The 18,552-nt window shown below is 62.8% G+C and carries 16 protein-coding genes and 1 tRNA gene; 13 read left to right on the forward strand and 4 right to left on the reverse strand.

The annotated features are described in order from the left end of the window. The first annotated feature begins 1 nt into the window (after position 1). A complete protein-coding gene (locus ASD01_RS13560) occupies positions 2-1,234 on the forward strand; it encodes a hypothetical protein (RefSeq protein ID WP_034797195.1) in 1,233 nt (410 codons plus the stop codon). Positions 1,235-1,428: 194 nt separating this feature from the next. Beyond that, positions 1,429-2,100, forward strand: coding sequence for a VOC family protein (locus ASD01_RS13565; RefSeq protein ID WP_034797183.1), 672 nt, complete (start codon positions 1,429-1,431; stop codon positions 2,098-2,100). 80 nt (positions 2,101-2,180) lie between these two features. On the opposite strand, the gene ASD01_RS13570 is transcribed toward ASD01_RS13565, so the two are convergent. Together ASD01_RS13570 and ASD01_RS13575 are read right to left on the reverse strand one after the other, a co-directional pair. Further along, positions 2,181-2,256 (reverse strand) — tRNA-Thr (locus ASD01_RS13570). Between the two features lie 76 nt (positions 2,257-2,332). Then, a complete protein-coding gene (locus tag ASD01_RS13575) occupies positions 2,333-3,343 on the reverse strand; it encodes an NAD(P)H-dependent flavin oxidoreductase (protein WP_060644102.1) in 1,011 nt (336 codons plus the stop codon). A gap of 342 nt (positions 3,344-3,685) precedes the next feature. Here ASD01_RS13575 and ASD01_RS13580 point away from each other — a divergent pair, with 342 nt between their 5' ends. Further along, a complete protein-coding gene (locus ASD01_RS13580; protein WP_034797177.1) occupies positions 3,686-4,912 on the forward strand; it encodes a hypothetical protein in 1,227 nt (408 codons plus the stop codon). Between the two features lie 85 nt (positions 4,913-4,997). On the opposite strand, the gene ppk2 is transcribed toward ASD01_RS13580, so the two are convergent. Then, positions 4,998-5,894 (reverse strand): polyphosphate kinase 2, encoded by an 897-nt coding sequence (ppk2, locus tag ASD01_RS13585; RefSeq protein ID WP_034797604.1) that lies wholly within the window; start codon positions 5,892-5,894, stop codon positions 4,998-5,000. Positions 5,895-6,126: 232 nt separating this feature from the next. Between ppk2 and phoR the strand changes: the two genes are divergently transcribed. The 7 genes from phoR (at position 6,127) to phoB (ending at position 13,999) form a co-directional block, all read left to right on the forward strand. After that, on the forward strand, positions 6,127-7,392 hold the full coding sequence (gene phoR, locus ASD01_RS13590; protein WP_034797603.1) for a phosphate regulon sensor histidine kinase PhoR: 1,266 nt from the start codon (positions 6,127-6,129) through the stop codon (positions 7,390-7,392). A 195-nt stretch (positions 7,393-7,587) separates the two neighbouring features. Beyond that, complete coding sequence (locus ASD01_RS13595; RefSeq protein ID WP_034797176.1) at positions 7,588-8,622, forward strand: substrate-binding domain-containing protein; 1,035 nt, start codon at positions 7,588-7,590, stop codon at positions 8,620-8,622. A 94-nt stretch (positions 8,623-8,716) separates the two neighbouring features. Beyond that, on the forward strand, positions 8,717-10,201 hold the full coding sequence (pstC, locus tag ASD01_RS13600) for a phosphate ABC transporter permease subunit PstC (protein WP_034797175.1): 1,485 nt from the start codon (positions 8,717-8,719) through the stop codon (positions 10,199-10,201). Further along, a complete protein-coding gene (pstA, locus tag ASD01_RS13605; protein ID WP_034797174.1) occupies positions 10,198-11,520 on the forward strand; it encodes a phosphate ABC transporter permease PstA in 1,323 nt (440 codons plus the stop codon). The genes pstC and pstA overlap by 4 nt, the downstream gene beginning before the upstream one ends. A 13-nt stretch (positions 11,521-11,533) precedes the next feature. After that, on the forward strand, positions 11,534-12,349 hold the full coding sequence (gene pstB, locus ASD01_RS13610; RefSeq protein ID WP_034797173.1) for a phosphate ABC transporter ATP-binding protein PstB: 816 nt from the start codon (positions 11,534-11,536) through the stop codon (positions 12,347-12,349). Positions 12,350-12,399: 50 nt separating this feature from the next. Continuing rightward, positions 12,400-13,113, forward strand: a complete 714-nt coding sequence (gene phoU / locus ASD01_RS13615; RefSeq protein ID WP_089043230.1) for a phosphate signaling complex protein PhoU — start codon at positions 12,400-12,402, stop codon at positions 13,111-13,113. 202 nt (positions 13,114-13,315) lie between these two features. Beyond that, positions 13,316-13,999, forward strand: coding sequence for a phosphate regulon transcriptional regulator PhoB (gene phoB / locus ASD01_RS13620; RefSeq protein ID WP_034797168.1), 684 nt, complete (start codon positions 13,316-13,318; stop codon positions 13,997-13,999). A gap of 69 nt (positions 14,000-14,068) precedes the next feature. Here phoB and ASD01_RS13625 read toward each other — a convergent pair whose 3' ends face one another. Further along, entirely contained in the window at positions 14,069-14,590 is a 522-nt protein-coding gene (locus ASD01_RS13625) for a GcrA family cell cycle regulator (protein ID WP_034797167.1), read from the reverse strand. Positions 14,591-15,011: 421 nt separating this feature from the next. Here ASD01_RS13625 and ASD01_RS13630 point away from each other — a divergent pair, with 421 nt between their 5' ends. From ASD01_RS13630 to ASD01_RS13640, 3 genes are all read left to right on the forward strand, one after another. After that, the gene (locus ASD01_RS13630) at positions 15,012-16,211 is read left to right on the forward strand and encodes an aspartate aminotransferase family protein (RefSeq protein WP_034797165.1); all 1,200 of its coding nucleotides are present in this window, start codon (positions 15,012-15,014) and stop codon (positions 16,209-16,211) included. A gap of 104 nt (positions 16,212-16,315) precedes the next feature. After that, positions 16,316-17,233, forward strand: a complete 918-nt coding sequence (gene argF, locus ASD01_RS13635; protein ID WP_034797163.1) for an ornithine carbamoyltransferase — start codon at positions 16,316-16,318, stop codon at positions 17,231-17,233. Between the two features lie 300 nt (positions 17,234-17,533). Then, complete coding sequence (locus ASD01_RS13640; protein ID WP_034797161.1) at positions 17,534-18,523, forward strand: Hsp33 family molecular chaperone; 990 nt, start codon at positions 17,534-17,536, stop codon at positions 18,521-18,523. The last annotated feature ends 29 nt before the right edge of the window (positions 18,524-18,552 follow it).

Here is an 18,552-nt window from a genome sequence, read left to right on the forward strand (position 1 = left end):
CATGAGCGGAGCGGACCCAGGCGCCAAGGCATCCGGCGGCGACGCGGCGGATGCCGCGCCGGCAGCTCGGCAGGGAAAGATCGCCGAGTACCTCGCGTCCCATGGCGGCCCGTTCTTCGAGCTGCAGGCAAGGCTGAAGCTGTTGCGTGCGAACGCGCTGCAGTCAGGAAAGCGGGCTTTGCTTTTCGTCGCGCTTGCCTGGGGCGTTCCCTTTCTGCTTGGCCTGCCCGACAGCCTGTCGCTCGACCATAGCCAGGGCGCCTATCTGACCGATCCGGGCGTGTGGGCAAAGTTCTTCGTCGCGATTGCCGCTTTTGTGCTGGCCGAACAGCAGGTCGAGCGGGGGCTTCGCATCAAGCTCGGACAGTTTTCGCGCGCGCCGCTCATCGCTCCGACCTCGATGCCATCAGCCGCGCGCGCGATTTCCAACGCGCTGAAACAACGCGATTCCGGGCTGGCGGAAACCGTCTGCCTGGCACTCGCCGCGGTCGCGGCGCTGCTTTCCTTCCTGAACTTCCATACGACAGACGTCTCGTTCTGGGCCGTCGAGCACTCGGCCGAGGGCAACAGGATTACCGCTGCCGGCTGGTGGTCGATCTGCGTCAGCCTACCGCTCTTCGTCTTCCTGTTCCTGCGCGGCGTATGGCGGCACCTCGTCTGGGCGCGACTTTTGCGCAAGATCGCTCAACTGGAGCTTCGCCTCGTCGCCGCCCATCCCGACGGCAAGGGTGGCCTCGGCTTTCTGTCGCAATATCCGAACGCCTACATGTTCTTCGTCTTCGGCATGAGCGCGGCGATCGCGGCAGCGGTCATGAAGCACCTGCTGCAGGAGACGCTGTCGATGACGACGTTCAGCATGATCATGAGCGGGTGGCTGGCGATCGTGATCGCCTTCTTCGCCTATCCGTTATCGGCCTTCTCCAAGCCGCTGGCACGGCTGAAGGAAACCGGGCTGCTGATGTTCGGCGTGCAGGCGACCCGCTTCCAGCGCGCAGCAGAGCGCAAGGTGCTCGGCCGCAACGTGGCAGCCGACGCGACCGAGGAACCCGACGACGACGTGGCCGACCCCGGCAAACTGTTCGACGCGACCAAGAAGCTTTCGACCATGCTCATCAGCCGCGACGCCGTCGTGCCGGTCGCTGCCGCCGCTCTCATTCCCTTCGCCGTCGCAGGCGCGACAAGGCTGCCTTACAAGGAAGTGTTTTCGGTGCTGAAGAAGCTGTTGCTGCTGTGACGAGCGTCGCTTCGTCGGGGAGGCCGTACCCCGATCAGGCTCGGCCTGTCTGTTTGGGCCCGTTGTGGTGAGGTTCGAAACAGAAAATCCGGCTTTCCGTGGTCCAGGATAGGGAAGCGTCTTGACCTCAACTTAAGTTGAGGTCTTATGAACTTGTCCGATAGAGCCAATTGCCATGTGACGGATCGGACTTCATGCACATCTCCAGATTAATTCTGCCGGCATCGGACGTCGCCAATAGTGCTGCCTACTTTCGCGATGTCCTCGAACTGCCGACGGCCGGGAACTCCATCCAGGTGGGCTGGAGCGAAATCCAGCTGATCCCGGCCGCTGAGGGAGCGCCACACGGCGTGCACCTGGCCTTCAACATCCCCTTTGCGCGTTTTGACATGGCCGTCGCTTGGTTGGAGGGGCGGACATTGCTCCAAAAGGAGCCGGGTGGAGAAGCGTGCTTTGCCCTTGAAGGAGATTGGCAATCAAGGTCGATCTACTTCGACGGCCCCGACAATGCCGTGCTCGAATTGATCGGCCGCCGCAGGCTGATCCATCCCGCGGACAAGCGACCGTTCAGCGGCGCTGACCTGTCCTGCCTGAGCGAGGTCGGCGTTCCCTCCGATGATGTCGAGGGCATGGTGGCCGAGGCGGCCTGGACGTTTGGTGTCGGAACGGTCGGGCCAGCCTCGTCCAGCTTTGCCGCGATCGGCAATGATGAAGGCATGCTAATTGCCGTCGACCCGAACCGGCCGTGGTTTCCGCAAAAGCGTCAACGACCGGGTGCCAATGGACTGGAGATTTGGGTGACCGACGTGAAGTCACCTGGAACCGTGTCTGATGCCAAGCACGGCTGGAAAGTCCGAGCGAGATAGGGCAATCTCGGCGATCGTTTGTCCGACGACAGAGTGGTACTTTCGCCGTTGGCGATCGTGCTTTTCTTTTCAAGGAGGAATGGTGCCGCTTACGTGACTCGAACACGTGACCCCATCATTACGAATGATGTGCTCTACCGACTGAGCTAAAGCGGCCCGGAGGCAGTTCCGCGGAAGCCCGCGGAACGAATGTGAGGCGCTGATAAACGCAAAGCGCCGAGATTTCAAGCCATCAGTTGCGAGAACTTGAAAATTCCTTGTTGGCTGTCGCTGCGGGTGCGGAGTGCAGGCCGAGGCGGGTGCGCGCTGCATCGTATTCGCGCTCGAGCCGGTCGACCATGCGGGCGACGGATGTCACTTCCTTGACCGCGCCGATGCCCTGGCCGCATCCCCAGATGTCCTTCCAGGCCTTGGCGCCGTCGGTCGCAGCGCCGAAATCCATTTTCGACGGGTCGGCTTCGGGCAGATTGTCCGGATCCATGCCGGCGGCCGAGATCGAGGGCTTCAGGTAGTTGCCGTGGATGCCGGTGAAGTAATTGGAGTAGACGATGTCTGCGGCGTTGCTGTCGACGATCATCTGCTTGTAGGCGTCGCTGGCGCACGCTTCCTCCGTTGCGATGAAGGGCGAGCCGATATAGGCCATGTCAGCGCCCATCGCCTGGGCCGCCAGAATGGCGCCGCCGGTAGCGATCGCGCCCGAGAGAAGCAGCGGCCCGTCGAACCAGGAGCGGATTTCCTGGACAAGCGCAAACGGGGAAAGCGTGCCAGCATGGCCGCCGGCGCCGGCGGCCACCGCGATCAGGCCGTCGGCGCCCTTGCGGATCGCCGAATTGGCGTGACGGTTGTTGATGACGTCGTGAAGCACGATGCCGCCATAGGAATGGATGGCCGCATTAACCTCGGGCACGGCGCCGAGCGAGGAGATGACGACCGGCACCTTATATTTGATGCAGAGCATCAGGTCCTGCTCAAGCCGCGCATTGGATTTGTGCACGATCTGGTTGACGGCAAAGGGGGCGGCCCGCCGGCCGGGATTCTTGGCGTCGTGGTCGGCAAGCGTCTCGGTGATCTCGGCCAGCCATTCGTCGAGCTGCGATTGCGGGCGAGCGTTCAGCGCCGGGAAGGCGCCGATCACGCCAGCCTTGCACTGCGCGATCGTCAGCTTCGGATTGGAAATGATGAACAGGGGGGCGCCGACAACTGGCAGTCTCGTCGTTCCGGAAAGAATTGGCGGAAGCGGCATCGGTTTCTCCATCCCTCGGTAAGGCGCGCCAAATTTTTGACGTTTGCGTAAACGTCAAAATAGATAGCAGCAAGTTTGCCGCTTGCAAAGGGCGGTTTGGCCGCGATGTCGCCGCCTCTTTTTTCGCACCGGCGCCGTGAAGGAAAGCGTTTTCCCCGGCCTTGGCCGGTCGCGCCCGTCGCCGGACTTGCGGATTCTGGCAGCAGCGGTTACGCAATTGTTAACAAAACCAACGGCGTGCCTCCAGATTTAACCCTTATGCCCTTGCGGTTGGATCGAGAGCGGTGGTCAACCGCGGCGCGCCGGCAGGTCCAAAGCCCTGCCTACACAGAAGGACTTGATGTGAGCGGACTTGAGACTGCAATCAGAAATGCCCTTGAGCGCTCCGATCGCGCCAATGCGGAAACGCGGGCGCGCATTTATCAATCTGCCCGTCAGGCGCTCGAAACCGGGTTGCAGAAACAGGGGATCGAGGACGGCAACGTCATCGCCCAGCAGCGCCATCGGCTCGAAGCCGTCATTCATGCGATCGAAACGGAAGAGAGAGCGGCACTGAGGACGCGACAACCGGCACCTCCGGTGGTCAGCCTCGACGATGCCGCGCGGGCGCGCGGGCCGGCACAGCCACGGGTCGAGCCGCAAGTCCGGTCACCGACGCAGGCCCAACCCCAACCTCAGACCCAGGCTCCACCTCAGAGCCAGCCACAGGCCCCGGCGGCCGGTCGTCGGGAACCCGGTTTTGCCGGCGACGCGCCGCGCCAGGCGGCGAGCGATGGCGGTCTCGGTGGTCTGCGTGCCGATCGCGACGGTCCGGTGGTATCGACGCGTGCAGCCGCCGAGAGCACGGCAGATGGTGGCGAAACTGCGAGCATCGCGCCCACGGTCCGCGGAGATACGCGCAAACGCCGGCGCAAGCGCAGCCGCTTTCTGTCCTTCACCATGGTCGTCGTCACGCTTGCCGCCGCAGCAGGGGCCGCGGCCTGGTGGGTGCAGACCAATGACCTGCTGAAATCTGCCGCCGAGCGCGACACGAATGTTGCCAATCCCCCGGCATCGGTTGCGTCGGAAGACTTCGATGGCGCGGCGGGATTGCGGACACTCGGCGCGCAGCAGGGCTTTACCGGCGATTGGGTCGAGGTCTTCACGCCCAAGGAAACCGGCGCGATCGCACCCGGAGCGCAGGCAAAGGTCGAGCCGGTGGACGACGAAGGTGGGCGACGCGTGCAGCTGACATCGGCGGTCGCCGACGCGGAAGGGGATATTACCATCGAAATCCCGGCCTCGGTCCTGGCGGAACTCTCCGGCAAGACGTCGACGCTGGCGTTGACCGTGCAGGCCGAGCCCGGCAAGACCACGGAGTTCGCGGTCGAGTGCAATTTCTCCTCGCTCGGCGAATGTGGGCGCCATCGCTTTACCGTGCATGACGAGCGGCTCGACATGCTTTTCAAGATCACCTTCGACCGTAGCCTGGCGCCGAGCTCGCCGGGCCAGATCGTGATCAACAGCGATATCAGCGGTGAGGGCAAGAGCCTCAGCCTCTACGCCATCCGCGTCCTGCCGGGGCAATAAGGCTGGTCGCCAAGGCTTTCCGAGGTGGGGCGGCGGGAAAACCTGCCGGCCCCATCGGCGTCATCGGTTTTGACAGGGCAGGCGTCTATTTCAGGAAACCGGGGCCGGATCCGATGATCTTGTCATCGACCTCGCCGATCGCGCCCTTGTCCTTGCCCTCGTAATCGAGCGAGGAAAGGATGTGGCGGATCAGGTTGAGCCGGGCTCGCCGCTTGTCGTTGCCGCGTACCACCGTCCAGGGTGCATGGTCCGTGTGGGTCTCCTTCAGCATCTCGTCGCGCTTGGCGGTATAATCGTCCCATTTGTTGAGCGCCGCGATGTCCATCGGCGACAGCTTCCAGATCTTCAGTGGGTCGTGGCGGCGATCGTGGAAGCGTTTCAGCTGCATCTCGCGGCCGATGTTGATCCAGAATTTGAAGAACTGGATGCCCTCATGCACGATCATCTTCTCGAAGCGGGGAGCCTGCTTCAGGAACTGCTTATGCTCTTCGGGCGTGCAGAAGCCCATGACCGGTTCGACGCCGGCGCGGTTGTACCAGGAGCGGTCGAACAGCACGAATTCGCCGGCCGTCGGCATGGTCGCGACGTAGCGCTGGAAATACCATTGCCCGCGTTCGGTTTCGGTCGGTTTGGTCAGAGCGACGACACGCGCCCAGCGAGGGTTGAGGTTGTCCATAGTCGCATGGATCGCACCGCCCTTGCCGGCGGCGTCCCGGCCCTCGAACAACGCCATCATGCGCTTGCCTGTCTTCTGCTGCCAGAGCTGAACCTTGACCAGTTCGACCTGCAGCTTTTCCAGCGTTTCCAGATATTCGTCGTCGTCGAGCTTCTTCTTGTAGGGGTAGTCGTCGGAGGAAAATGCCGCGTCGTCGATCCACTTCGGCAACTCGGGATTGTCGATGTCGAAAACGCGACTCTTGCCGCCGATTTCGAGTTCCACCGCGCGGTTCTCCGCCTTGTCCGCCGTATCCGTCGCTGCCATCGGTTCGCCCTTTCGGCTTGGCGCACGGGCCCGAAAACCGGCTTCGATCATCGGAAGGATCATGCGCGTTTTCAAACTTTCGGGCCTGCGCCTGTCATCGGATAAACAAGGCGCTCGCGACCCGATTTCGTTGGAGGAGGCCATAATTGCGTTGCGGATTCAAGCCGGTCGTGAAAATCATGTCATGAAGGATCGCTATTCCTCGACCATTTTGGTCCGGGAGGAAAAGAAAGTGATTCATGAGGATGTCGAGGTGGACGGTTCGAAGGCGTTCTGGCGGAACCTGGTTCCGCGGCTGAAAGCAGAGCGCTGGCTGCTGGGGCTCACCGTGCTCCTGGCGATCCTTGCGACCGTCGCGGGTATTCATTTCCTCATTGTCCTGCCCTTCTGGATCGTTCTCGTCGCCGCGTTGCTCAACCGTAGCGCGCCAACCTCGGTTATTCTGAGCCCGGCCAAGGCGGTGGTCGCTGCCGGCCCGGCGAGCGACCCGCTGGTGCCCGCGCTGAACGCGCTCGACATGCCGGTTCTGGTGATTGCCGCCGACGAGACGGTGGTGTTCCAGAACATCGCTGCCGAGAAGGCCTTTGGCACCATCCCGCCAAACACCTATCTTGCAGCAAGGGTGCGTTCGCCCGGCATCCTCGACATGGTCCGCGAGACGATGGCGACCGGCAAGGCGAACCAGATCGAGCATAACGAGCAGTTGCCGTCCGACGCCGTTTATGTGGTGCGGGTCGCTCCGGCTGAAATTCCGGGCGACGGGCCGGTCAAGCGGATCTTCCTGTTGACCTATCGCGACATCTCTCAGGCGCGCCGCATCGACCGCATGCGCTCGGACTTCGTCGCCAATGCCAGCCACGAGCTGCGCACGCCGCTAGCCTCCTTGCGCGGCTTCATCGAGACGCTCCAGGGTCCGGCGCGCAACGATCTGAAGGCGCAGGAAAAGTTCTTCGGCATCATGCACGAGCAGGCGACGCGCATGAGCCGGCTTGTCGACGATCTGCTGTCGCTGTCGCGGCTGGAGTTGCGCTCGCATATCGCCCCCGATGACCCCGTCGATCTGGCGCCGCTGCTCGGGCATGTCCGCGACAGCCTGCTGCCGCTGGCGAAGGATCTGGATGTCACCGTCTCGCTCGTGGTGCCGGACAAGCCCGTGGTCGTCCGCGGCGAACGCGACGAACTCATCGAGGTCTTCGAGAACCTGATCGAGAATGCGTGCAAGTACGGCCAGGAAGGCAAGAAGGTGGACGTAATCCTGCATGGCGGCGAGGGAGGCGAGGCCGAAGTCGTCGTGAAGGACTATGGCCCGGGCATTCCGGCCGAGCATGTGCCGCGCATCACCGAGCGGTTTTACCGGGTCAATGTCGAGGCCAGCCGCTCGAAGAAGGGCACCGGCCTGGGCCTTGCCATCGCCAAGCACATTCTCACGCGGCATCGTGCCCGGCTCCTCATCCATTCAGAGGTCGGCAAAGGCACGACCTTTACGGTCCGCTTCTGACATATTGGCGCGGGAAAACCCGGGGGTGTTCATTTTTCATTAGCATTTTCAATGACATGAGCTGTCATAAATGTTTCGTCGAACTGACATAAAAGGTGTGGCCATCGGCAGCTAGTTAGGGGCAGCCGATAAGACGGCGAAGAGCGCTGCAACGCTTGGCGCACACCAACACAAGCCCATTCCGGGAGAACTTTTATGAAAGCTCTTAAACTCACTGTCGCGGCGCTGGTCGCTTCGGCCGCATTTGCCGGCGCAGCCGCCGCTCGCGATCAGGTTCAGGTCGCTGGCTCCTCGACCGTTCTTCCCTACGCCAAAATCGTCGCCGAGACGTTCGGCGAGACGTTCCCCGACTTCAAGACCCCGGTGGTCGAATCCGGCGGCTCCTCCGCTGGCCTGAAGGAATTCTGCAAGGGCGTCGGCCCTGATACCATCGACATCGCCAACTCCTCGCGCAAGATCAAGGACAGCGAAGTCGAGGCCTGCAAGGCCGCTGGCGTCACCGAAATCCAGGAAGTGAAGATCGGTTATGACGGCATCGTCTTTGCGACCGACGCCGGCAATGCCGACCTCGCCCTGAAGCCGGAAGACCTCTACAAGGCGCTCGCTGCTGAAGTCGTCGTCGACGGCAAGATCGTCGCCAACCCCTACAAGAAGTGGTCCGAAGTCAACGCCGCCCTGCCGGCCGTCGAAATCGCCGCTTACATCCCGGGCGAAAAGCACGGCACCCGCGAAGTCTTCGAAGAGAAGATCCTCGCTGCAGGCTGCAAGAACGCTGGCGCCGTTGACGTGATCAAGGCTGCCGTTGCCGATGAAAAGCAGCAGCACAGCAAGTGCGTCGCAGTCCGCAAGGACGGCCTGGCTGTCGACATCGACGGCGACTACACCGAAACGCTCGCCCGTATCGCTGCCAACAAGAACGGCATCGGCGTGTTCGGCCTGTCATTCTACGAAAACAACGCCGACAAGCTGAAGGTCGCGACCGTCAACGGCATCGTACCGTCGACCGAAACGATCGCTTCCGGCGAGTACCCGGTTTCCCGCCCGCTGTACTTCTACGTCAAGAAGGCACATCTCGGCGTTATCCCGGGCCTCAAGGAATATGTTGAGTTCTTCCTCGACGACCAGATGATCGGCCCGGAAAGCCCGCTCGCCGAATACGGCCTCGTTGCCGCTCCGGACGCTGAGCGCGAAGAAATCCGCAAGGCTTTCTCTGCCGGCAACATGCTCTGATAATGACAAGCCCCGGCGCGATGTCTTCGCGCCGGGGCATGCCTTCATTCGATTTGCCGGCACCCATGACGGGCGATGCCGGGGAGACGTGCGGATGAGTACTTCGCTCCTTCTTTTGCTCATTATTGTTATTGGTTTCATTGCTTATTTTGCAGGCCGCGCCCGTTCGCTGGCGCAGTCCGGCGGCAAGCTCTCCAACCTGCATTCACTGCCGGGCTATCACGGTAGCTACGTCGCCATCTGGGCGATGCTTCCGGCCGCACTCGTTCTCGGCACCTGGCTGTTCGCCGCTCCCGTCTATATCGACGGAAGCACGCGCGCGGCCCTGCCGGATACCGTCCAGAGCCAGGGCCCTGCCGCCGTGCAGCTCGCGCTCGGTCAGGTCAAATCCGTTGCCGGTGGCCTTCTGCGCCTGAGCGGCGAGGAACTCGCAGCCCTTGAGAGCGGCTCCGCCAATCTTCGCGCGACGCTCGCGTCCAAGGGCGTTGCCCTTGCTGGCGAAGGCGATCCCTACATGGTCACCGTCGCCAAGCACTTCAACGCGATGACCGCGACCAACCGCTGGCTGATGACGGTCGCCGTTCTGCTGATCGCGATTGCCGGCGGCGTCTACGCCATCCGCAACGTCGCGACCCGCTTCCGCGCCCGCAACCAGGTCGAGCGGGTCATTCTCGGCTCACTGATCGTCGCGTCCTCCATCGCCATCCTGACGACGGTCGGCATCGTCGCCTCGATGCTGTCGGAAGCCGGACGCTTCTTCACCATGGTCTCGCCGTTCGAGTTCTTCTTCGGCACGGTCTGGGATCCGCGGTTTGCCGCTGCCGGCAGCGGCGGCGCTTCGGGCCAGTTCGGCCTCATCCCGCTTCTTGCCGGCACGCTCTACATCGCCTTCGTCGCCATGCTGTTTGCGGTGCCGATCGGCCTCTTCGCGGCGATCTACATGGCGGAATATGCAAGCCCGCGCCTGCGTTCGACCGCAAAGCCGCTGCTCGAAGTGCTCGCCGGCATCCCGACCATCGTCTACGGTTTCTTTGCGCTGGTGACCGTTGGCCCGTTCCTGCGTGACATCTCCGCCCAGATGAACGGTCTCATGACCGGCAACTACCAGAACTTCATCCAGGCACAGAGCGTTCTGACGGCGGGCATCGTCATGGGCATCATGCTGATCCCATTCGTGTCGTCGCTGTCGGACGACATCATCACCCAGGTGCCGCGGGCACTGCGTGACGGCTCGCTCGGCCTTGGCGCCACCCGCTCGGAGACGGTCAAGAAGGTCATCCTCCCGGCAGCCCTCCCGGGCATCGTCGGCGCGCTGCTGCTCACCGCCTCGCGCGCCGTCGGCGAGACCATGATCGTGGTGCTGGCAGCCGGTGTGGCGGCCCGCATGCAGATCAATCCCTTCGAGCCGATGACGACGGTGACCGTTAAGATCGTCAACCAGCTGACAGGTGACCTCGAGTTCACCTCGCCGCAGACGCTGGTGGCCTTCGCACTGGGCATCACGCTCTTCGTCATCACGCTCGGCCTCAACATTTACGCGCTCTACATCGTGCGCAAATACCGGGAACAGTACGAATGACCGACATCGCTTCCCCGACCGTCCGGATCTCCGCCCGTCCCGCATCCGCCAAGCGCGATATCGGCATCAAGCGTCGCTATGCTGCCGAACGCCGGTTCCGCTTCTACGGCATGGCCGCGATCAGCACCGGTCTCTTCTTCCTGGCATTGCTGTTGTGGACCGTCTTTTCCAACGGCTACACCGCATTCCAGCAGACGACGATTACGCTGCCGATCGAATTCACCGAAAAGGTCATCGACCCCAAAGGCGAACGCGCGACCGACGGCAAGGTGCTGATGACCGCCAACTATCCGCTGTTGGTGCGCGACGCGCTCGTCAAGCAGCTCGGCATCGACGCCACCAAGCGGCCGCAGGTCAAGCAGGCGACCGACATGGTTTCCGCGAGCTCCCGCACGCTCCTGCGCGACATGGTCGCCGCGGACCCGTCGATCATCGGCAAGACGGTTCCCGTCACGCTGCTGGCCGAGGCCAACATCGACTCCGCCTTCAAGGGCCAGATCGATCTCTCGGTCGATGAGGGCAAGCGCAAGGTCAAGGACCAGCAGGTCACCTGGATGAACGAGCTGGCGAGCGCCGGCATCCTGAAGAAGAGCTTCAACACCGGCATCTTCACCTTTGGCGCCTCCAGCCGTCCCGAAGCGGCAGGCGTCGGCGTCGCGGCCCTCGGTTCGCTCTACATGATGCTGATCGTGCTGGTGCTGTCGCTTCCGATCGGCGTCGCCGCCTCGATCTACCTCGAGGAGTTTGCGCCGAAGAACCGGCTGACCGACCTGATCGAGGTCAACATCAACAACCTCGCGGCCGTTCCGTCGATCGTCTACGGCCTCCTGGGTCTCGCCGTCTTCATCAACTTCGCCGGCATGCCGCGCTCGGCAGCCGTCGTCGGTGGCTTCGTGCTGACGTTGATGACCCTGCCGACGATCATCATCGCCACCCGTGCGGCGTTGAAGGCGGTCCCGCCGTCGATCCGCTCGGCGGCCCTCGGTCTCGGTGCGTCGAAGATGCAGACCATCTTCCACCACGTGCTGCCGCTGGCGATGCCGGGCATCCTGACCGGCACCATCATCGGTCTTGCCCACGCGCTTGGTGAAACCGCGCCGCTGCTCCTGATCGGCATGGTCGCCTTCGTCGTCGATTTTCCCGGTTCGCCTATGGAACCGTCGACGGCACTGCCGGTGCAGATCTACATGTGGGCCAACGAGGCGGAACGCGCCTTCGTCGAGCGCACCTCCGGCGCAATCATCATTCTTCTCATCTTCCTGGTCGTCATGAACCTTGGAGCCATTCTGTTGCGACGTCGCTTTGAGCGCCGCTGGTAGTGAGGTAATTACTATGAACATCATGTCAGAAGCAGCAGTCGAGAAGGCTCTGGATCAGAAAATGAACACCGTGCCCTACAAGATGATCGGCAAGGATGTGTCGGTCTATTACGGCGAGAAGCGTGCGCTTTTCGACGTCAACCTCAACATCCGCGAGAACACGGTCACGGCGCTGATCGGTCCTTCGGGTTGCGGCAAGTCGACCTTCCTGCGCACGCTGAACCGCATGAACGACACGATCGAGAACTGCCGCGTCACCGGCAAGATCACGCTCGACGAGGACGACATCTACGACCCGACGATCGACGTCGTCGAACTGCGCGCCCGCGTCGGCATGGTCTTCCAGAAGCCGAACCCGTTCCCGAAGTCGATCTACGACAACGTCGCCTACGGCCCGCGGATTCACGGACTTGCCCGCACCAAGGCCGACTTTGACGAGGTGGTCGAGACCAGCCTGCAGAAGGCCGGTCTGTGGAACGAGGTAAAGGATCGTCTGCAGGAGCCCGGCACCGGCCTTTCCGGTGGTCAGCAGCAGCGTCTCTGCATCGCGCGTGCCGTCGCCGTGAGCCCGGAAGTCATCCTCATGGACGAGCCGTGCTCGGCTCTCGATCCGATCGCGACGGCCAAGGTCGAGGAACTGATCCACGAGCTGCGCACGAACTTCACGATCGTCATCGTGACCCACTCGATGCAGCAGGCCGCCCGCGTTTCGCAGCGCACCGCCATGTTCCACCTCGGCAATCTCGTCGAGGAGAACGACACCGACAAGATGTTCACCAATCCGGATGACCAGCGCACCCAGGATTACATCATGGGCCGCTTCGGCTGAGGCCGCATAAGGCTGCAACAGTAACTGCAAAGCGCCCGTAAGGATCGACGATCATGTCCATGCATATCATGTCCGCCTATGACGAAGAACTGAAGTACCTGACGCGCCGCATCTCGGAGATGGGCGGCCTCGCCGAACAGATGGTCGCCGAGTCCGTTCGCGCGCTGGTCAACTCCGATCTGGCTCTCGCACAGAAGGTGATCTCGGACGACACCGTCCTCGACGACGCCGAGCGCCAGATCGGTGAGAAGGCGATCGTCACGATCGCCAAGCGTCAGCCGGTCGCCGCCGACCTGCGTGAGATCATGGGGTCGATCCGCATCGCCTCCGATCTGGAACGCGTCGGCGACCTCGGCAAGAACACCGCCAAGCGCGTGATCGCGGTCGCCGGCTCCGGCATTCCGCGCAAGCTCGCCCGTGGCCTCGAGCATCTGGCAGAGCTCGCTCTCGTCCAGCTCAAGGAAGTGCTCGACGTCTACGCCTCGCGCTCGCCGGAAAAGGCCAACAGCATCCGCGAGCGTGACGAAGAGATCGACGCGATCTACACCTCGCTGTTCCGTGAGCTCTTGACCTACATGATGGAAGATCCGCGCAACATCACGCCCTGCACGCATCTTCTGTTCTGCGCCAAGAACATCGAGCGCATCGGCGACCACGCGACCAATATCGCTGAGACGATCTATTACATGGCGACGGGTGCTCAGCCGGAAGGCGAGCGTCCGAAGGATGACACCACGTCGACGCTGGGCTCGGTCAACGACTGAGCGCCAAGCGCGCCGTAAGCATGCATGCCCTTTGAAATCTGATCCGGTCGCGGCTTCGGTCGCGGCCCCGAATTCCTGTATCTGAAGCATGCGGTTTTCGCCCCGCCTTTGAAAACGGCGGATGTGCTCCAGATTTAGAGTGTCTGAGCGCCGGCCGGGCCGATGAGCCCAAAGGCCGCCCGCGGTAAGGAGACGTTACCTGATGTTGCCAAAAATCGCCGTAGTCGAAGACGAAGAGGCGCTGAGCGTTCTGCTGCGTTACAATCTGGAAGCCGAGGGCTTCGACGTCGATACGATCCTGCGGGGCGACGAGGCGGAGATCCGGCTTCAGGAGCGGCTGCCCGACCTGCTTATCCTCGACTGGATGCTGCCCGGTGTTTCCGGCATTGAACTTTGCCGTCGGCTGCGCCAGCGTCCGGAGACCGAACGTCTGCCGATCATCATGCTGACGGCGCGAGGCGAGGAAAGCGAGCGCGTCCGGGGTCTGGCGACGGGTGCCGACGACTACGTGGTCAAGCCCTTCTCGACGCCGGAGCTGATGGCGCGCGTCAAGGCGATGCTGCGCCGGGCAAAGCCCGAGGTGCTCTCGACGCTGCTTCGCTGCGGCGACATCGAACTCGACCGCGAGACCCACCGCGTTCATCGCCGCAGCCGCGAAGTGCGCCTCGGCCCGACCGAGTTCCGTCTTCTGGAGTTCCTCATGTCCTCGCCGGGCCGCGTCTTCTCTCGCTCGCAGCTTCTGGATGGCGTCTGGGGGCATGACATCTATGTCGACGAGCGCACCGTCGACGTGCATGTCGGTCGTCTGCGCAAGGCTCTGAACTTCTCGAACATGCCCGACGTCATCCGCACCGTTCGCGGCGCCGGCTATTCGCTCGAAAGCTGAGCGGTCTGAAAGTCGCCAACAAAAAAAGGGGCCGATCGGCCCCTTCCTTTATCAATGCGGTCCAGCTTCTTAGCGAGCCCTGCGGCGCTCCCCCGACGGCTGGTAGGCCAGCCGAGCATGGAAGGTGCAGTAAGGCGAGGCTTCCGGGGAATCGTTGCCGCAGAAGTGAAACTCTTCCTTCAGCGGGTCGCCGATCGGCCACTTGCAGGTGCGCTCGGTGAGCTGGGTCAGCTCGAGGCGGCGCGACATCGGCACGACAACGTCGGTGCGGGTGCTGAAATCCTGCTCGGCAACGAGATCGACTTCGATTTCTTCCTTGAGAACGACAGCGCCGGCCGCGCGTGCAACCGGGCGGGTCGAAACGCGCGAAGCGTAGTTCGGTGCGCGCGGTGCCGAAGTCGGGCGCTTCGGACGGGCTGCCGTCGTGGTGCTGCCGCCGGCCTTGGCGCGACCTGGCAGGCTCAGGCGGTGAACCTTGCCGATGACAGCGTTACGGCTGACGCCGCCGAGCTGTGCCGCGATCTGGCTTGCGCTCAGGCCCTCGGACCAAAGCTTCTTCAGTTTCTCCACCCGCTCGTCAGTCCAGTTCATTTCTGCACTCTCCGTTCTCAGCGTTGGGGATGGCAGAATCCCTCACCGCACCCCGGCTAAACCCCGGGGTTGCAAACGCGATAACTCTTTTGGTGACTAGGTCCGCCGCATGCGTCTAGTAATTGAATGTTAACGTACTGACCGCTGGACTCTGTGGCAAGAGTCCCGGGAATCAGGCCGAATCGATTTCGTAGTTTTCCCCAACTTGCTCGGCCAGCGTTGCATTTTTGCAAGCCCTCCCGGACGATTTTTCTGCTGCCAGGAATCGACCCTTGATGTTGCGCTGCAAGGCTTGGTTTTGTTGACATTGCAGCGCGAAATGGGAATAGTGCCTGCGCCGCCGAAAGGCGGCATTTTTGATTTTTATCGGCCCGCGTGAGGCGCGGGATCGATGTCGATCTGGAGTGAAGGAGAGCCTCGCATGACTGCAACCACGCCGCTTTATGATACCTACATGCGCGCGCCGTTGCGTTTCGAGCGAGGAGAGGGCGCCTGGCTGATCGCCGAAGACGGCACGCGTTATCTCGATTTCGGTGCCGGCGTTGCCGTGAACTCGCTCGGCCACGCGCACCCGCACCTGGTCGAAGCGCTGAAGGCGCAGGCCGACAAGGTCTGGCACCTGTCCAACCTTTATGAAATTGCGGGCCAGGAAAGCCTCGGCCGCCGGCTGACGGCGGTGACCTTTGCCGACAAGGTCTTCTTCACCAATTCGGGCGCGGAAGCGCTGGAATGCGCCATCAAGACGGCACGGCGTTACCACTTCTCCAAGGGCCACCCGGAGAAGTTCCACGTCATCACCTTCGAAGGCGCCTTCCACGGCCGCACGATCGCGACGATCGCCGCCGGTGGTCAGCAGAAATACATCGAAGGTTTCGGGCCGAAGGCGCCGGGCTTCTACCAGGTTCCGTTCGGCGACATCGCCGCGGTCAAGAATGCGATCACCGAGGAAACCGCAGCGATCCTGATCGAGCCGATCCAGGGCGAGGGCGGCATCCGTCCGGCGACCAAGGAATTCATGCAGGAACTGCGCGCGCTCTGCGACGAGTTCGGCCTGCTTTTGATCCTCGACGAGGTCCAGACCGGCGTCGGCCGTACCGGCAAGCTGTTTGCCCATGAATGGGCGGATATCCGTCCGGATATCATGGCGGTCGCCAAGGGTATCGGCGGTGGCTTCCCGTTCGGCGCCTGCCTCGCGACTGAGGAAGCCGCATCTGGTATGGTGGCGGGCACGCATGGCTCCACATATGGCGGCAACCCGCTGGCCATGGCCGTCGGCAACGCCGTGCTCGACGTCGTTCTGGCCGACGGATTCCTGACGCATGTGCGCGATGTCGCGCTGGTCTTCCGCCAGGGCCTTGCGTCGCTCAAGGACCGCTTCCCTGATGTCATCGAGGACATCCGCGGTGACGGTTTGATGCTGGGCATCAAGGTGAAGGGCCCTTCGGCCGATCTGCTGAAGGAAATCCGCGCCGAAAAGCTCCTGGCCGTGCCGGCGGGCGAAAATGTGCTGCGTCTGCTGCCGCCGCTGACCGTGACGGCGGAAGAGGCGCGCGAGGGGCTCGCACGTATCGAACGCGCCGCCGAGGCGGTTCGCAAGGCAAGCGGCAACGCCGCGGCCTGAAGGTAGCGACCCAGGGACGACTAAGGCGTTAGAATGACCTTCGTGCGGGCACGTCGATAGCGTGCCGCACCAGGGACCGATTTTTCAGACAGGAACCGAGTACGATGGCAGGCACCAGACATTTTCTCGATCTTTCGGCCATGACGGCCGCCGACCTCCGGACGATCATCGACGATGCGCGCGTCCGAAAGGCGGCGACCAAGGCCGGAACTGCCGAGAAGCCGCTCGCCGGCAAGATGCTGGCGATGATCTTCGAAAAGCCCTCCACCCGCACCCGCGTTTCCTTCGATGTCGGCATGCGCCAGCTCGGCGGCGAAACCCTGTTTCTGTCAGGCACCGAAATGCAGCTCGGCCGCGCCGAGACGATCGGCGACACGGCCAAGGTGCTCTCGCGTTACGTCGACGCCATCATGATCCGCACCACCGACCATCGCCGCCTTCTGGAACTGGCCGAGCATGCGACGGTCCCGGTCATCAACGGCCTGACCGACGATACGCACCCCTGCCAGATCATGGCCGATATCCTGACCTTCGAGGAGCATCGCGGTCCGGTAAAGGGCAAGACGATTGCCTGGACCGGCGACGGCAATAACGTGCTGCATTCGCTGATCGAAGGTTCTGCCCGCTTCGGATACCGCATGAACATGGCCGTGCCGCTCGGGTCCGAGCCGCAGGACAAGTTCCTGAACTGGGCGCGCAACAATGGCGGCGAGGTCCTTTTGTGTCATGACGCCGAACAGGCCGTCGCCGACGCCAATTGCGTCGTGACCGACACCTGGATCTCGATGAACCAGGAACATCGCGCCCGCGGGCACAACGTCTTCCAGCCCTACCAGGTCAATGAAGCGCTGATGAAGCGTGCGGCCTCCGATGCGCTGTTCATGCACTGCCTGCCGGCGCACCGCGGCGAAGAGGTCACCGACGAGGTCATCGACGGCCCGCAGTCGGTGGTCTTCGACGAGGCGGAAAACCGGCTGCACGCACAGAAGTCGGTCATTGCCTGGTGCATGGGGCTCGTCTGAGCCGGCTGCCCGGTCGCGCGCGACGGCGGCGAAGAGGCTTCCGTGCGCTCCGCCGAGCGTGCGCCATATAGGGCGTGTTCACCGCACTTGACATTGTCCACGTGCGACACGATTTAGGCGGCATACGGGCGCTCCTGAAAGTAGTGAGCGCGCAACCGTCGAGGTGGTGCGTTGCTATGGCGGCGGCACATACCTGGTGGACAATCCGTTTATCGCGGGATCAACTGAGACAGCGAGCACGTTGCGCGGGGATAGCAATATCTCTGGTGCAGCTTGGTGGCTGAAGGCAAGGAGCAAGACATGACTGACATGACGCCAGGGCTTGGTGAGTTCGACTTTGCCGGTGACGATCACGTCGTGCCTTTCCAGGTGGAAGGCCTCGACGTGCGCGGCCGCGCCGTGCAGCTCGGCCCCATGCTGGACGCAATCCTCGAGCGCCACAACTATCCGCTTCCGGTCGCGCGCCTGGTTGCTGAAACCGTCGTACTCACCGTGTTGCTCGGGACCTCGCTGAAGTTTGAAGGCAAGCTGATCGTCCAGACCCAGGGCGATGGCCCTGTCGATCTGGTGGTCGCTGATTTCTCGACGCCGGATCGCGTGCGCGCCTATGCCCGCTACGATCAGGAAGCGCTTGCCGCTGCCGAAAAGGACGGCCGGACCCTTTCGCACGAGCTGCTCGGAAAGGGCGTGCTCGCCTTCACCATCGACCAGGGCGCCCATACCCAGCGTTACCAGGGGATCGTTGCGCTCGACGGAGCGACGCTGGAAGAAATCGCCGGCGTCTATTTCCGACAGTCGGAGCAGATCCCGACCAAGGTGCGCCTTGGCGTGGCCGAGCTTCTCGATCGCGACGAAAACGGCAAGCCGCGCCATCGCTGGCGCGCCGGCGGCATGGTCGCCCAGTTCCTGCCGGAAGCGCCGGAACGCATGCGCCAGCCCGACCTTTCCGGCGGTGATGGCGATGATGGTGAAAGCGCGTTCGGGGACGACGATCTCTGGGCCGAAGCCAAGGTGATGGTCGAAACGATCGACATGGACGAGTTGACCGATCCGATGGTCGGAACCGAGCGGTTGCTCTATCGCCTGTTCCACGAGCGCGGCGTCCGCGTCTACGAACCGCAGGCGGTCTACGACCGTTGCAGCTGCTCGCGCGAGAAGCTGCAGTCGGTGTTGTCCAATCTGAGCACGGACGACCTCGAAAGCACCATCGACGATGGCGAAGTCAAGGTGACCTGCGAGTTCTGCTCGACGACCTATCGCTTCGAAGCAAGCGAGGTGCGCCCGCAGTAGCGGGCGCTTCCGGTCGACTGGCCGCGATT

This window comes from Ensifer sp. Root423, from assembly GCF_001426275.1.
Classification (GTDB): domain Bacteria; phylum Pseudomonadota; class Alphaproteobacteria; order Rhizobiales; family Rhizobiaceae; genus Ensifer; species Ensifer adhaerens.